Origin of the sequence: Tepiditoga spiralis (genome assembly GCF_014701195.1) — a bacterium.
Lineage (GTDB): Bacteria > Thermotogota > Thermotogae > Petrotogales > Petrotogaceae > Tepiditoga > Tepiditoga spiralis.
In genome coordinates this window covers 1,888,795-1,905,090 of the sequence record NZ_AP018712.1, presented here as the reverse complement: position 1 = coordinate 1,905,090, position 16,296 = coordinate 1,888,795, and the positions used below count along the sequence as shown (strand labels likewise).

12 protein-coding genes and 1 pseudogene are annotated in these 16,296 nt (G+C 23.7%); 11 read left to right on the top strand and 2 right to left on the bottom strand.

The window, feature by feature from the left end; all coding sequences use genetic code 11:
* The 4 genes and pseudogenes from IGS63_RS08895 to IGS63_RS11855 form a co-directional block, all read left to right on the top strand.
* Positions 1-918 carry an ABC transporter substrate-binding protein gene (locus IGS63_RS08895; protein WP_190614260.1) on the top strand — a complete coding sequence of 306 codons (918 nt, stop codon included), beginning with the start codon at positions 1-3 and terminating at the stop codon, positions 916-918.
* Positions 911-2,194 carry a cobyrinic acid a,c-diamide synthase CobB gene (locus IGS63_RS08890; protein WP_338056670.1) on the top strand — a complete coding sequence of 428 codons (1,284 nt, stop codon included), beginning with the start codon at positions 911-913 and terminating at the stop codon, positions 2,192-2,194. Before IGS63_RS08895 ends, IGS63_RS08890 begins: the two co-directional genes overlap by 8 nt.
* Positions 2,191-3,018 (top strand): sirohydrochlorin cobaltochelatase, encoded by an 828-nt coding sequence (locus IGS63_RS08885; protein ID WP_190614256.1) that lies wholly within the window; start codon positions 2,191-2,193, stop codon positions 3,016-3,018. The genes IGS63_RS08890 and IGS63_RS08885 overlap by 4 nt, the downstream gene beginning before the upstream one ends.
* A 138-nt stretch (positions 3,019-3,156) precedes the next feature.
* Positions 3,157-3,291: pseudogene (locus tag IGS63_RS11855) on the top strand (IS256 family transposase); the annotation flags it as partial.
* A gap of 134 nt (positions 3,292-3,425) precedes the next feature.
* On the opposite strand, the gene IGS63_RS08880 reads toward IGS63_RS11855, so the two are convergent.
* The gene (locus tag IGS63_RS08880; protein WP_190614254.1) at positions 3,426-5,135 is read right to left on the bottom strand and encodes an AAA family ATPase; all 1,710 of its coding nucleotides are present in this window, start codon (positions 5,133-5,135) and stop codon (positions 3,426-3,428) included.
* Positions 5,136-5,261: 126 nt separating this feature from the next.
* Positions 5,262-6,509: an MFS transporter gene (locus IGS63_RS08875; protein ID WP_190614252.1), complete on the bottom strand. Its 1,248-nt coding sequence runs from the start codon at positions 6,507-6,509 to the stop codon at positions 5,262-5,264.
* A 179-nt stretch (positions 6,510-6,688) separates the two neighbouring features.
* Here IGS63_RS08875 and tsaE point away from each other — a divergent pair, with 179 nt between their 5' ends.
* From tsaE to IGS63_RS08840, 7 genes are read left to right on the top strand one after another with little or no spacing between them, the layout of a single operon-like run.
* A complete protein-coding gene (tsaE, locus tag IGS63_RS08870) occupies positions 6,689-7,231 on the top strand; it encodes a tRNA (adenosine(37)-N6)-threonylcarbamoyltransferase complex ATPase subunit type 1 TsaE (RefSeq protein ID WP_190614250.1) in 543 nt (180 codons plus the stop codon).
* 12 nt (positions 7,232-7,243) lie between these two features.
* Positions 7,244-8,320: a DUF933 domain-containing protein gene (locus IGS63_RS08865; protein ID WP_190614248.1), complete on the top strand. Its 1,077-nt coding sequence runs from the start codon at positions 7,244-7,246 to the stop codon at positions 8,318-8,320.
* A 2-nt stretch (positions 8,321-8,322) separates the two neighbouring features.
* A complete protein-coding gene (locus tag IGS63_RS08860) occupies positions 8,323-9,324 on the top strand; it encodes a PIN domain-containing protein (RefSeq protein WP_190614246.1) in 1,002 nt (333 codons plus the stop codon).
* The gene (queA, locus tag IGS63_RS08855; protein ID WP_190614244.1) at positions 9,317-10,336 is read left to right on the top strand and encodes a tRNA preQ1(34) S-adenosylmethionine ribosyltransferase-isomerase QueA; all 1,020 of its coding nucleotides are present in this window, start codon (positions 9,317-9,319) and stop codon (positions 10,334-10,336) included. The genes IGS63_RS08860 and queA overlap by 8 nt, the downstream gene beginning before the upstream one ends.
* A gap of 28 nt (positions 10,337-10,364) precedes the next feature.
* On the top strand, positions 10,365-11,033 hold the full coding sequence (locus IGS63_RS08850) for a TIGR00153 family protein (protein ID WP_190614243.1): 669 nt from the start codon (positions 10,365-10,367) through the stop codon (positions 11,031-11,033).
* Positions 11,034-11,044: 11 nt separating this feature from the next.
* On the top strand, positions 11,045-12,259 hold the full coding sequence (locus IGS63_RS08845; RefSeq protein ID WP_190614240.1) for an inorganic phosphate transporter: 1,215 nt from the start codon (positions 11,045-11,047) through the stop codon (positions 12,257-12,259).
* Positions 12,260-12,300: 41 nt separating this feature from the next.
* Complete coding sequence (locus IGS63_RS08840; protein ID WP_190614238.1) at positions 12,301-16,275, top strand: diguanylate cyclase; 3,975 nt, start codon at positions 12,301-12,303, stop codon at positions 16,273-16,275.
* The last annotated feature ends 21 nt before the right edge of the window (positions 16,276-16,296 follow it).

Sequence of the window (16,296 nt, the reverse complement as noted above, 5' to 3'; positions counted from 1 at the left end):
GTGAAAAAAGTATTAACATTATTTATGAGTATTTTGGTTATTAGTGTTTTTGGTTTAGAGATAATTGATGATGCCGGGTATAAAATAGTTTTTGATAAACCATTTAAAAGAATAATATCTTTATATGGTGCTCATACAGAAGTATTGTATGGTTTAGGATTAGATAAAGAAATTATAGGTGTTTCTAAACATGAATCATATCCACCAGAAGCATTAAAAAAACCTACTTTTAGTTATAGAGATGATGCTGAAAAATTTATTTCTGCAAATCCAGATTTGGTAATTTTAAGACCAGCATTTTATAAGAGATATGGAAGTTTAATAAAGAAACTAAAGGATTATGGAATTACAGTTGTTGCACTTCAACCACTTCAATATAAGGATTTATTTAATTATTGGAAAAAAATTGGAGTTTTAACTGGTAAAGAAAAAAATTCAAAAAGAATGATAGACAATTTTAAAATTGAATTAAAAAAAATACAGGATATAGTTAAAAATATTCCTAAGGCAGAAAGAAAAAATATATTTTTTGAATCTGGACATAAAAAATTTTTAACTTGTGCACCAAATTCTATGGCTGATACAGTTTTAAAAACAATAGGTGTAGGAAACATAGCAAAAGATGCTATTTTAACGGGTTCTACTGTTGCACAATATAAAAAAGAAATGATTTTAGATAAAGCGAAAAAAATAGATTTTTATATAGCTCAAAAAGGTGCTATGAATAAAATAACTCTTGATAAAATTTATAAAGAAAGTGGATTTGAAGCAATTAAAGCAATTAAAGAAAAACATGTTTATATAATAGATGAAAAGATAGTATCAAGGCCAACACCAAGATTAATATTGGGTATGAAGAAGTTAGGTGAAATTATTTATCCTAAATATTTTAAAAACTTAGAGGTGAAAAATTATTAAAGGATTAATAATTGCAGGAATGCTTACCAATTCAGGAAAAACAACCTTTACTTTAGGACTTCTTCAATATTTAAAAAGTGAAAATAAAAAGGTTTGTAGTTTTAAGATTGGTCCAGACTTTATTGATCCAATATATCATGAAAAAATTTTAGATAAAAAAAGCAAATCTTTAGATAGTTATTTTTTAAATTCAAAAAAATTAAAAGAACATTTTTATAAAGAATCAAAAAACTCTGATTATATTGTTATTGAAGGAGTTATGGGATTATTAGATGGATTGAATGATGGAAGAGGTTCAACTGATAGTATAGGAAGTATTTTGGATATTCCTATTTTATTATTAGTTGAAAGTATGCCATCTATTAAGACTATGGCTGCTATGATAGACGGTGTAATAAAACATTCAAAATCAAAAATAGTTGGAATAATAATAACTAAAAGTAAATCTGAAATTGTTTTTAATATGCAGAAAGAAGAAATTGAAAAGATAACAAATATTAAATATATTAAAAGATTTGAATATGATAATAGTTTAAAAATTCCTTCAAAACATCTTGGTTTGGATACTGATTTTTTTAATATAAAAGAAATTGCATTAAAATCGTATGAAAAAATAAAAAGTATTAATATAGAAAGTATTTTTAAAGAACTTAATCAAGTATATGATTCAGTAAATGTGATTAAAGGCAATAAAAGTATAGCAATTTCAAGAGATGAAGCATTTTTATTTTACTATCCAGAAAATATAGAATGGTTAAAAAATAATGGATTTAAAATAAAATATTTTTCTCCATTGAATGATAAAAAGCTTCCAGAAGCAGATGTTTATTATTTTACAGGAGGTTATCCAGAAGTATATGCAAAAAAACTTGAAAAAAATAAAAGTATGTTGATTGATGTTTATGAAAAATGTGCTTCTGGGAAAAAAATAATTGCCGAATGTGGTGGATTTATGTATCTTTCAAAAGAAATAGAAGGTCATAAAATGGTAGGATTTATAAATGGAAAAACTTTTATGAGCAATAAAATACAGGGAAGATTTGGTTATGAAAAGATAAAAATATTAAATGAATGTTTTTTTAAAAAAAATACAGTTATAAAAGGGCATGAATTTCATTATAGTTATATGGAATTAAATGAAAATGAAAATGCATTAGAAGTAATAAAAAAATCAAATAATAAAATATATAAAGTTGGAATAATAAAAGAAAATGTTTTAGCTTCATATACTCATTTTTATTTTTCATCAATATTAGAAGGAGGTATTAACATATGAAAAAAAAGTTTTTAATATTATTGATTGTGGGTGTATTTATTTTGGGAATAGCTAAAAAAGGTATTTTAGTAGTTAGTTTTGGTACTTCAAATAAAGATACAAGAAAGGTTACTATCGAAGCTATTGAAAGTAGAATTCAAAAAGAATTTCCAGAATATGAAGTTAGACAAGCTTTTACTTCAAAAATGATTATTAGAATAATAAAAAAACGTGAAGGAAAAGTAATTGATACAACTGAAGAAGCGTTAGCAAAAATGCAAAAAGAAGGATTTAATGAAGTTTTAGTTCAACCACTACATTTTTTAAATGGGCTTGAATACAATGAAATGTTAGATATGGTGAATGAATATAAAGATAAATTCAAAAAAATAGAAGTTGGAACACCATTACTTACGAGTACAGATGATTATTTTAAAGTAGCTGAAGCATTAAAGTCTCAATTGCCTATTTTAACAAGAAATGATGCAGTTGTTTTAATGGGACATGGTACAAGTCATTATACTAATGCTACATATCCAGCATTTGAAAGAACCTTGGAAGATACAGATGTAAGAGGTGTTTATGTTGGAACTGTAGAAGGATATCCAACATTAAAAGATGTAATAAAAAAATTAAAAAGAGATAGAATAAAAAAAGTCATTTTAATGCCATTTATGGTTGTAGCAGGAGTTCATGCACATGATGATATGGCTGGAGAAACAAAAGATTCTTGGAAAAATATTTTAGAAAAAGAGGGATTCAAAGTTGAAATATATATGCATGGACTTGGAGAAAATAAAGGAATACAAGATATATACATTCAACATTTAAAAAATATAATGTAATAATAGAAAGTATAAAAAACTTGATTCCTATATTTAAAGGAATCAAGTTTTTAATGGTAGCCTGTAAAATTTGAGAAGAAACGAGAACATAAAAATTATATATAAAAATATAATACCATAAAAATTTTTATGGTCTCATTGAAAATTCTTTATTTAGCAACAATAAATGCAACAAAAAGATGGACAGCTCGTTATAGAAATTGGAGCAATGTCCTAAACGAATTATCCATCTTTTTTAATGAAAGAATTACAAAATATATCTATAATTCCTAACATAAATATACCTTGTAACATAACAAAAAATACCTATAACACACAAAAATGAATATTAAATTTTATAATGCTATACTTTGTAATAAAAAGTTGCAAAAGGCTATTTATTACAAAAAATTACATGCTACCTACCTTTAATCAACTTCATCAAGATACTTTAACTCTCTGCCAACAAAAACCATCACTACTTTTTTTAATGGTCCATTGAACTCTTTGTTTATAGTTTTTTCATATCTCTTTATTTGATTTACTGCTTCTTTTATCTTTTCTTGATATACTTTTTCTGTATAGTCTTTCTTTTTTATGTATTTTAATTCTATTATTGCATTGTAGGGTACTTCTTCATATCTTTTAAACATTGCTAAGTCTATGTATCCACCTTCTACTGGATACTCGCTTTTAACGTATGCCCATGGTGTTAAGATTAAATAACTAAACAGTAGCATCTTTATGTGCTTTTCACTAAAGCTTTGAAAGTCTCTGTCTGATAGTTTTTTCAATACATTTTCTATTTCATTTGCAAATGGGTTTATGTTTCCATCTATTACTATCCTTTTTACTGCAAGTTCTAACTTTTCAGTATTTATATAGCTCTTTGCTCTATCTTCTATTGATTCTACAAAGTACTCTGAATATAACTTTTTCATTGAATAGTTTGGTATTTTTAAGTATGTATAGAAGTTTTCTTTTTCAAAGGTTAAAAATCCTAAATAAAAGAGTAAGGTTTTTATATCTTTTATATCGAGTTTTCTTTCCATGTTAAAAGCTTGAGTTAATACTTCAATTTCTGTTTTTGAGTTTAATAGTATTTCATTCAAAAGTTCATTTACAACTTCATGACTATCTTTTTCTGTATTTATTCCAACAATTTCACCAAGTTTAAATAAATTTTGAATCTTTTTATAGTCACTTGCTATGTTCATATCTATTACATCTTTTGGTTTTCTTTTTTCTCTGTTGTATTCAGAGATGAAGTATAAGACCATATCGCTGTTGTAAACCTTTTCACTTGCACGTTCATTGAACATGTATCCATTGTAGCTGAACTTCATGTCTTGTAAAATATCATCATTTATTTGATACTCTTTTAGAATATCTTTGACTTCACTTTCAGTGAATCCCATCATTTCATTTAATTCTAAGGTTGTTGACATGTTTTTTGAGATGTTGAATCCACTCGTTAAACTATCTAAGGTTATTGGCGCTACTCCTGTTATGAATAGTCTGTCTATAACAGATCGTGTTCCTTCTTTTATTACTTCATAAAACTTTCTAACAAAACCTGTTTTACTGACGATATTTTTGAATTCATCGAGTTTAAAACTTAAAAGTTCATTTGCAAAGTGGTCGTATTCGTCTATTAATAAGTAGATTTTTGTTTTTAAGTTTAATTCTTTGTACTGATTTATAAAATTATTTAATAAATCAGCAGGTTCTTTTAAATCTATATTTAATTTTATTTTTAAATTATAATGTTTAATAAAAAAATTCAAACTATTAAAAACCTTATTTTTAAATCCATACTTCAATTCTTCTTTACTATCTGTATTTAAACCAGAAAAATTAAACTCTAAAATATGATAACTACTCTTTTTAGGTGTTGGATGTTTTTGAATATACAGGTCTTTAAAGATAGTATCAAACTTATCTGAATACTTAATATCGTAGTAGTTACTCATAGTGTCAAGCCACAAACTCTTACCAAACTTTCTTGGTCTTAAAAATGATATATATTTTTCCGGCATATTTTCAAGTACTTCTATATACTTAGTTTTATCTACATAATAATAATTTTCTAATATTAAATCTTCAAAATTTTGAAGACCGTATGGAACCTTTTTCATTTTGATCACCTCGATTAATATTATAGCATACATTATATAAGGTATAAATTTTATTAATTATTTAAAAATTAAGTTTTTTAATTATAAGTTATAATGTATATTTTTTGTTAACATAAAAATTTTAGATTATTCAAAGTTCATTGTACTTAATTTTTTTAAAAATAAAATTGAAATTAATAATATTATAAAACTAATGGATATAAAAATCCAATGAACTGGTACACCATCAACTAAGTATCCAATAATAATCATTCCAAAAGGTGTAGCTATTTGAAATAAAACACCGATTACAGAAAATATTTTTGATCTTTGTTCATTTGGAATTATTTTTTGAAAATAAACTCCAATTGGAGTATTAACAAAAGCATTTGAAATTCCCATTAAACAAAGTATGCTTCCTGAAATGAAAAACATTTGCCATATTGAGAATGTGTTTATAGATTTTGGTATTAAGAAAAATGAAAAAATTAAATTAAAGGATACCATTCCTAAAAAACCATATTTTAATAAATTATTACTTGATTTAGAATTTTTTGAAAAGAAAATTCCCAAAATTAAATTTCCTAAAAGTATACCAATAGTCCATGTCGTTTCAAGTAATCCATATTGTTGAGCAGAAAATCCAACTACTTTTCTAAAAGTATATGGAATTAATACAACGAATAGTGGATTAAGTAAAAAATTTAAGATGATTGCAAAAAACATTAAATTTTTTAAAGAATTATTTTTAAATATATAAATTACTGATGCTTTTAAATCCTTAAAAATAACATTAAAATTGATCTTAGAACTTAAATTAGTTGTTTTTTTATAAGTTATAAACATTTCACTAAAAGCTGAAAAAATAAAGGATAAACCATTTATTATAAATATCCATTTCATTCCAAATAATCCATAAATAACTCCACCAAGTACAGGACCTAAAATTTTTGAAGTACTTATAAAACTTTGAGATAATGAACTTGCTCGCATTAAATCTTCTTTACCTACTAAATCTGGTATCATTGCTACTGTAGAAGACTCAAATAAACTATCAAAAATAGAAATAAAAACTTGAGAAATAAACAAAATAGAAATACTCATCTTTCCATAAAAGGTTAATATAGCAAGAAATAAAATTATAAATCCTCTAACATAATCCATTAAAATCATTATATACTTTCTATTTAGTCTATCTCCTAAAACTCCAGCAAATGGAGAAGTAATTAATGCTGGAACCATACTTATAGTAGCAAATAATCCCATTTTTGCTCCAGAGCCAGTTAAGTCAAGAATAAAAAGAGGTAAGGCAATCATTTGAATTCCACTTCCCAAAACAGAAACTAATTGACCTAAAATAAATAAAGAAAAATTTTTCTTTTGTAATTTATTCATATTATTCCCCCAATATGTGTTTTTTTAAGGTTATTATACAATATTTTTCAAAAAAAGTCAAATTTATTTAAAAAAATAAATAATTCAATAAAAATATCAAAAATAATAATTAATTATTTTTATTTATATGAAAATGATTTTTTGGATAACCTTTAATTTATAAGAATGTGACTTTAGTATTGTTATATAAAGTTAAAAAAACTTGTACAAAGTTTCAAATTTTTAATGATACAATAAAATTGTTTATAGTAATGAATTTTGTAATGGAGGCGTTAAAAATTTTTATAAGAAAAATTGATGAAAAAAAAATGAATAATATAGCTTATAATATAGCAAAAAATTTATTTGAAGGAGCAAAAGTATTATTATATGGGGATTTGGGGTCTGGTAAAACTACCTTTGTTAAATCTATGACAAAATTTTTTTCTAAAGATATAAGAGTAACAAGTCCAACTTTTGCTGTTGTAAAAGTGTATGATACTATACCTAAAATTCATCATGCAGATTTATATAGAATAGCTGATCCATATGAAATAGAATATATTGATCTTTTTCATGATGAAAATGCAATTTATTTTATAGAATGGGCAGAGTATCTTGAATATTTAACTCCCAAAGAAAGATTAGAAATAAGAATTAAGTATAATAAAGATATTCGTTATAGAGATGTAGAGATAAATGGTTTTGGACAAAAATATGAAAATATATTAAATAAAATTTAATGGAGGTAAAATATGAAAATAGGAATTTTTGGTTTGCCAATGACTGGAAAAACGACAATTTTTTCATTATTAACTAATACACCTTATGATGGATCTTTTAAAATGGAAGCAGAAGAAAAAAATGCTTTAATAAAAGATCCAAGAATAACAAAGTTATCTAAAATGTTTAATCCAAAAAAAACAACTTATACGACTTTAAATTTTGTTGATATTCCTAGTTTTGATGCAAGTGCAGATAAAAAAGAAAAAATTAAAATTTTACAAATGATACAAGGAGTTGATGCTCTTTTATTTATAATAAGATCTTTTAAAAATGAAAATGTACCATTTCCAGATAAATCCGAAACTGTTCAACAACAACTTGAAACACTACGTTCAGAACTTTTATTGAGAGATTTAGAAGTTGTAGAAAACAAACTCGAAAGAATTGAATTACAAAAAAAGAAGAAAAAGCCAACAGCAGATGATATAAAAGAGGAAAAAATATTAAATATAGTAAAAGAAGAATTAGAAAATGAAAATTTTTCTTCTAAAATAGATCTTTCAGATGATGATAAAAAAATAATAAGCTCATTATCTCTTTTTACTTTAAAACCAATTATAGTAGTTGCAAATGTAGATGAAGAACAGTTTTCTAGAGGGTATGAAGGAAAAAATGATATAGTTAATGAATGTAAAAATCAAGACTTTGCATATATTGAAATAAGTGGAAAGATAGAATCTGATTTAATAGAATTGGATGAAGATGAAAAAGAAATTTTTATGGAAGAAATTGGAATAGATAGTCCTGGTATAGATAGACTTTCAAAGATAGTTTATGATCATATAGGATTAATAAGCTTTTTTACAGTTGGAACTGATGAAGTTAGAGCTTGGACTATAAATAAAGGATATACAATGAAAAAAGCTGCTGGTAGAATTCATTCGGCACTTGAAAAAAATTTTATTAAAGCGGAATGTATGAAATACGAGGATTTAATCAGATTAGGTACTGAAGAAGAAGTAAAAAAAGCTGGTCTTTGGAAACTTGCAGGAAAAGATGAAATTGTAGAAGATGGTGATATATTAGCTATAAGGGCAAATGCATAACAATGTCTATACAAACAATATTAAATATTTTAAATTCTTCTGATTTTAAAAATCATAGTATAAATTCAAATAAAAGAATTAATATTGCTAGTCATTATTTAAGGAATCCAAAAGATTTAACAGAGAGAAAGATGTTTTATATATATAGAATTTTAGGAAAAAATGCTGAAAGAAAAATTTCAAGACATCTTTTACACGATTTTCAATTTTTAATAATGCATGTTTTAAAAAAAACGTCTGAAGGAAGATTTAATGATATTCAAAAATTTTTCAAATTAAATGATGAAGATATTCAAATGATAAAATTCTTGATGTTTCCAGATAAGTTTCCTCCTGGTGGATATATAGAAGGATTAAAAAAGTATGGAGTTGAATTTTATAATTCAAAAATAATTTTAAAAAAATTAAAAATAAAAAATTTTAAAGAAATTTATTCATTGATGACATATGTGCCACTCGATGAAACTAGTCCATTAATACAAAAAATTTTAGATGAAATTCTTTCAATAAATGTTTTGAAAACAAAAAAATCATATTTTTTAAAAGTTAAGGATATGTTTGAATCATTAGATGAATATTCAAAAAAATTGATTGAAATACAACTTTTAAATATTTCTTATTATCATTATAGATTAATTACTTCAAAAAAAGTAAATGGAGTTTTAATAGATGGAAGTAATGTTGTTAGATATAAAAATAAAAATTCAATTGATATGATAACAGAATTATTAGATAGTTTATATATGCAAGATACTGTTTTTTTCCCCGCGATTATAGTTTTTGATAAAAATATTGAGTATATATTAAATCAAGAAGGAAAAGATATTTTAAAATCTTTATCTGATAGTAAAAGAATACTTTATGAATCACCTGCAGATAATTTAATTTTATATCTTGCTAGTAAGTCAAATTATTTTATTATTTCTAATGATAAATTTAGGGATAATAAAATGAAAGTTAATAAAGAAAAACTTATAGAAATACGGAGGTTTTTTAATGAATAATCTTTATGATTTGGAAAGCTATAATTATGAATTACCAGAAGAATTAATTGCTCAAACTCCAGTTGAACCAAGAGATTCTTCAAGATTGATGGTTATAAATAAAGAAAATAAAACTATTAAGCATGAAGTGTTTAAAAATATTGTTGAATATTTGAATGAAGGAGATTTAATTGTAGTAAATAATACAAAAGTGATTCCTGCCAGACTCTATGGATACAAAGAAACAGGAGCTAAAATAGAAATTCTTTTACTTGAAAAATTAAGTAATGAAAATAATTGGAAAGCACTTGTTAGACCTGGTAATAAAATAAAAAAAGGTAATGTATTGATTTTTTCAGATAAATTAAAAGCTAAAGTAATAGAACATTTAAAAGATGGTTCACGAATTTTAGAATTTATTGGTGAAGATATTTGGCGTGAAATAAATAATATTGGAGAAATGCCACTCCCACCATATATTCATAAGAAACTAGAAAATAAAAATAGATATCAAACTAAATATGCAAAAATAGAAGGTGCTGTTGCTGCACCAACAGCAGGACTTCATTTCACACCAAATCTTTTGAATAACTTAAAAGAAAAAGGAATAGATATAGAAGAAGTGACTCTTCATGTAGGACTTGGAACTTTTAGACCAGTAAATACAAAAGATATAAGAGATCATGATATTCATGAAGAGTATTATAGTATTTCAAAAGAATTGATATCTAAAATTGAAGAAACTAAAAAAAATGGTAAAAGAGTTATAGCTGTTGGAACAACAGTTGTTAGAACACTTGAAAGTTATGCAAAAACTAATAAATTATCAGGTAATACAAATATATATATATATCCACCTTATGACTTTAAAATTGTAGATGCTTTAATAACTAATTTTCACTTACCTAAATCATCACTTTTAATGCTTGTAAGTGCTTTTGCAGAATATAATTTTACTTTAAAATTTTATAATGAAGCAGTAAAAGAGAAGTACAGATTTTTTTCATTTGGAGATTCAATGTTTATCTATTAATTTATATAATATATAGTGAGGTGAAAGTATGGATATTTGGAGAAAGATGTTTCAAAAGTTCAATCCAATTAATGAATTGATTGAACATGCAAAATTAGTTGAAAAAGCATCAGATTATCTTCCTGAACTCTTTAAAAAATATTTTAATAATGAAGATATTTCAAGTTTAGTAAAGATAATAGATAATTTAGAAGATGATGCTGATGATATTAAAAAAAATATTAGACAAAATTTAAAAAAAGGTTATATGTATAGATTTGAAAGAGTTGAAATTTTAGAATTTGTGAGTTTGCAAGATAAAATAATAGATGATATTGAAGATATAGCCAAAATGATGGAATTAAATTATGTAGAAATTGATGATAAAATAAAAAAAGATATATTTGAAATAGTGGATGAAGTAGAAAATATGCTTGATTTGTTTAAAAGATCAGTAAAGTATTTACTGAATATTTTAGAATCAGATTTTTCAAAACGAACAGTATCAGTTGAAAAAACAGATATTCAAGAATTAAAATGGTATGAAAAAGATATTGATAATAAAATATATCCATTTGGAAAATGGCTTTATGCACAAAAAAATACTATGAATGCTGTTGATATCTTTTTCTTAAGAAATTTAATTTTAAAACTTTCTCAAATTGCAGATGTTTCACAAAATGTAAGTGATAGAATACAAATTCTTATAAATGAATAAAGGGGTGAAGTATGACTATAGTACTTATAATTGGTTTGGGTATAGGTTTTCTAATGTCAATGGCTATTGGAGCAAATGATGTTGCAAATTCTATGGCTACAGCTGTTGGGGCAAAAGCGATTACTCCAAAGCAAGCGGTTATTATTGCTGGAGTTTTAGAATTTGTTGGAGCTACATTTTTTGGAAGACAAGTTACTGAAACGATACGTAAAGGTATAGTTAATTTAGAAATGTTATCGGACCCAAAAACGGTTATAATTGGTTCTATGGCGGCATTAATTGGAGCTACTTTGTGGTTAATTATTGCTACATATTTTTCTTGGCCAGTATCCACAACACATTCTATTGTTGGTGGAATGGTTGGATACGGAATAGCTGCTGGTGGCTTTGCAGTTGTTAATTGGAATCGTGTTTTAATGATATCTTTAAGTTGGGTAATTTCACCTTTAATTGGTTTGTTAATTGCTTTCATAATGTTTAAATTGATATCAGCGACAACTCTTCATGGAGAAAATTTAGATAAAAAAGTAAGGATTTGGATACCAATTTATTTAGGTCTTGCTTTCTTTACTATTGGGCTTTCTTTTATTGTCAAAGCATTGCATGCTAGTATTACGTTGAAGGCAATTTTATATGCAATAATTATTGGAATTGTTTTTGCTCTTTTATCATTTATTTATGTTGTTGTTTCATCAAAAAAGAAGTATAAAGATTCTAATCAATATGTTGAATCTATATTTAGAAAAGCACAAGTAGTTACTTCATGTTATGTTGCTCTTGCTCATGGAGCAAATGATGTTGCAAATGCAATAGGTCCAGTTGCAGCAATTTATGCTGCTGTTGTTACTGGTACTGTTGGAGCAAAAGCAGAAATACCAAGATATATTCTTGCTATGGGTGGACTTGGAATTGCAATAGGGGTCGCAATTTGGGGTTCAAGAGTTATGAAAACAGTTGGTAAGGATATAACAGAATTAAATAATTCAAGAGGTTTTGCAATTGATTTTGCAACAGCAACAACAGTTCTTGGAGCATCGAATTTAGGTATGCCTATATCAAGTACTCATACAGTTGTTGGGTCTGTTATGGGTGTTGGATTTGCAAGAGGTATAGGTTCAGTTAATTTAGGAATAATAAAAGAAATTATTTTATCATGGTTTTTAACAGTTCCTGCTGCTGCGGGAGTAGGATATTTAATGTTTAAAGTTTTACAATTTTTCTTTTAAATGATATAATTGATTATAAATAAAATTTCTGGGGGGATTTTATGAAATATAAAATAATAAGGGTTTTAAATGAATTTGAGTATGCGACTGATTATTTAGTTACTTATAATGAAAAATTATATAGATTGAGAAAGTTAATGTCAATATCAAATATTGATCTTGGCATTCTTTCTCGTTATGAAAATGATTTAAAAAGATTTTCATCAAATGGATTATTAATTCCAGAATATATAAATTTAAATTCAAAAAATCCAGAACTTTTTTATTCTTATCATTATGAAAAACCAGTAAAATGGAATATTTCAAAAAAAGAAATGATAATGATAACTTCTTATTTTCTTGGTATGATGGATGCTTTAGTTCATAACCTTAATTTTATTCCTGTATATATAGATCTTAGAAATATAATGATAGATGAAAAAGGAAATGGATATTTTATTGCACCAATTTTTAAGAACATGGATAGTGTCAATGTTTTTTATAACGAAAAGAGAACAGAAGAAGGTTTAATAAGAGTAATAAATGAATTATTAAAAAAAATAAAATTAAGTTATATAAATTCATCAAATAGATTAGCTGAATTTTATAGAGAAATAGAGTTTAAAGATATAAAATGTGTATCTGAATATTATACAATTTTTTTAAAATATTTTTCTAATGTTAATTCAGTAAAACCACGTGAACCACAATTCATAAATAGAAAAAAAGAATTAGATTTTTTTAGAAAGATTGCTATAGAAAATAATTATAAAGAAATATTATTGTATGGTGAGCAAAGAATTGGAAAAACAAGTTTTATAAAAACACTCTTTAATCAATTGGAATATACTGAAAATTTTTTTACTTCTTTTGTAAGAACTAAAGAAGAACTAATAGAGTTTTTAAAAATTTTTTTAAGAAAAAACAATGTAAAATTTAAAAAAAGTAGAACAAATAGATATAATTATTTGAATATAGTTGATATAATAGAATTGATGAATAATTTGAAAGATATAAAAATAGCCATTGCAGTTGATGAATTTCAAGATATAGATGATGAATTTTTAGAAGTGTTGAAAATAATAAAAAAATTGGATATTAATTTTAATTTATTTTTTGTGTATATTACGCATGATGAATTAAAAATTAATGATTTTAACATTGAAAATAAAGTGAAATTACCTACGCTTAAATTAAATGAAGCTAGTGAAATGATAATTTCTATGCTATCTAAAGATATTTATGATAAAAATAAGGATTTTATAAACTTTATTTTTAATATTTCTGGAGGATTACCTGGTAATATTGAAGAAATAATTTATGAATTAAATAGAAAAGAAGTTGTTTATTTTAGACACGCTAATTGGAATATAGATATGTCTAAGATAAATGTAAATAATTATTATTCTTTTATAGAAGAAAAATTATATAATATAGAAGATAAATTAAAAGAAATAATTTCATATTTATCTATTTTAGGAAATAACTTTAAAAAAAGTGATATAGAAATACTTGAAAGATATTTAAATATTAAAGTTGATATAGAAAGTATATTAGAAAGTGGAATAATATTATTTGAAAATGATTACTATAGATTTTTTAATATTATATATAGAAATAAGTTCTATGACATGATTGATGAAGAATTAAAATCAAAAATTCATATATATATATCTGAAAAAACAAAAAATTTTGAAACTAAAATTTTCCATTTGAAAGAATCAAAAAATACAAAAAAAATAACTTATGAATATATTAAACAAATGAGAAAAAATTTTAGAGAATGGAAGAATATAAAGATTATAAATAAACTTTATAAAGATCTTGAAAGTTTAAATATAAAAAATTATACAGCATTAACAATTTATACACAGTTTTTAATAATTTCTGAAAATTTAAAAGAATTAGAAAAATATTTGGATTTATTAAAAGAAAAAAGATGGATGAGAATATATTATTATATGGCTTTAATGCAGTACAATCCTAAAAAAGTATTTAAAGAAGTTAATTATATAATAAAAAATGAAAAATTAACAGAATATGAAGAAATGAATTTTTATTATATACTTTTAAATTATGTTTTAGAGTATGGCGAAAATAATGAAGAAATGGATGAAATATTCAAAAGTATAGAAAAAAAATACATAAAACATAAAAATAATATAAATTTTGTTAAATTATATTTAAAGTCTTTAATTGAATATTCTTTTAAATATAGAAATAAACAAGAAAAAATGGAAAAAATAACTGAAAAAGGTTTAATAATAGCAAAAGAACATAAATTAAATAGATTTATAATAACCTTTTATATGAACTTATCTACTATCGAAGTGGATAATGTAGCTTTATCCGAAATGTATTTAAAAGAAGCATTAAAGGTAATAAATGAAAGTAATGATTTTTCTAGATTAGCAGCACCTTATTTTAATATTGCTTACAATAATCTTTATAAAGCAAATATAGATGAATTTTTTGAAAATATAAATGAAGCAATTAAATATGCAAAGATTTCTAATAACATAAGATACGAAATACTTGGAGATTTTTTTAAAAGCTTGTATTATTTTTATATAGAAGATTATGATAATGTTACTTTTGATAAATTAAAAAAAGATGAAGAAAATATGTCTGAAAGAGAAAAAAGAATATATATAATTTATTATTTAAGTTATAAAGCATACTTAGCAGTTGTAAAAAAAGACTTAAAAACAGCAAAGCAACTTTTAGAAAAGAGTAAAGAATATAATGAATTAATAAATACGACTTATTTATTAATACTATTTATTGAAAGAAGTCCTAAAAAAATTGAAAATATTTTTAATAAATTATTTGTAAGCAACATAAATTTAGAAGAAAGTTTATACTTATTATATTATAAGTTTACTAAAAACAAAAAACTTTCTACATTATTTGAAGAAAAAGCCTTTAGATTAATGAAAAAATATAAAGAACAGGGTTTAAATTTATCTTTGGGAATGGTATATGAAGGACTTTTTAAATTTTATATAGAAAAAAATGAATTAATGAAAGCTTTTAAGTATTATAGGTTAGCTGTTCAGTTGTATAAAAATGCTGGAATAAAAAGTAAAATACATAAATTAGAAAAATATTTTTATTCTAAAACAAAATTATATAAATTAAGAAATACTAAGGAAGAAAGAATAAATGAAAAATCAAGATTTTATGGAGAATTATTTGGGATTTCTACTAAGATAATTTCTTTAGATAATATTCAAGAAATATTGGATAGTATAAAAAATTTTTTTAAAAAAAAGTTTCCAATATCAGATGTTTTTGTTGGTGTAAAATCTGAAATATTTGAAGTAGAAAGTAATTATGGAAAAATTGATATAAAAGAACAAGATTTTTTCCGTTTGGAACCATTCGAAATGAATTATTTTTCTAAATTTAAAGATTTTACTATAATTTATTATTTGAAAAATGAAAATTTATCTGTTGATATGAATTTTTTAGAAGAAATATTTGATAGTTTATTAATATTAGATAATTTTTTATCTGGTGCTTTATATAGAATAATACATCTTGAAAATAGTATACAAGATTATTTAACGGGATCTTATACAAGACGATATTTATACTTAAGACTCGAAGAAGAATTTGAGAAGTTACAAAGAGAAGAATCAATGAACTTGAGTATATCATTGTATGATATTGATAATTTTAAAAATATAAATGATAAATATGGTCATAAAATGGGAGATAGTGTTTTAAAATTCATTGTTAAAACAGTTAAGGAAAATATGAGAAACTTTGATATTCTTGGAAGATATGGAGGAGAAGAATTTGTAATAATTTTTCCTAATACAAATGTTGAATATGCATATGAAATAATTGAAAGAATAAAAAATAAGATAGAAGAAGAAACGGAAAAAGAATTAGGAATTAAAGTAACAGCATCATTTGGAATAACTTCGTACAATAAAGATATTAAAAATTATAAAGAATTAATTGAAATAGCTGATAAAGCTTCATATGAATCAAAAAGAAAAGGTAAAAACACTATTACTATATTATAAAACTTAAAATAAAATAAAGAA

Bases quoted from the DNA above. Each gene is read 5' to 3' on its own strand.
- IGS63_RS08885 (WP_190614256.1), top strand. From the start codon at position 2,191: ATGAAAAAAAAGTTTTTAATATTATTGATTGTGGGTGTATTTATTTTG.
- IGS63_RS08880 (WP_190614254.1), bottom strand. From the start codon at position 5,135: ATGAAAAAGGTTCCATACGGTCTTCAAAATTTTGAAGATTTAATATTA.
- IGS63_RS08875 (WP_190614252.1), bottom strand. From the start codon at position 6,509: ATGAATAAATTACAAAAGAAAAATTTTTCTTTATTTATTTTAGGTCAA.
- IGS63_RS08865 (WP_190614248.1), top strand. From the start codon at position 7,244: ATGAAAATAGGAATTTTTGGTTTGCCAATGACTGGAAAAACGACAATT.
- IGS63_RS08860 (WP_190614246.1), top strand. From the start codon at position 8,323: ATGTCTATACAAACAATATTAAATATTTTAAATTCTTCTGATTTTAAA.
- queA (WP_190614244.1), top strand. From the start codon at position 9,317: ATGAATAATCTTTATGATTTGGAAAGCTATAATTATGAATTACCAGAA.
- IGS63_RS08850 (WP_190614243.1), top strand. From the start codon at position 10,365: ATGGATATTTGGAGAAAGATGTTTCAAAAGTTCAATCCAATTAATGAA.
- IGS63_RS08845 (WP_190614240.1), top strand. From the start codon at position 11,045: ATGACTATAGTACTTATAATTGGTTTGGGTATAGGTTTTCTAATGTCA.
- IGS63_RS08840 (WP_190614238.1), top strand. From the start codon at position 12,301: ATGAAATATAAAATAATAAGGGTTTTAAATGAATTTGAGTATGCGACT.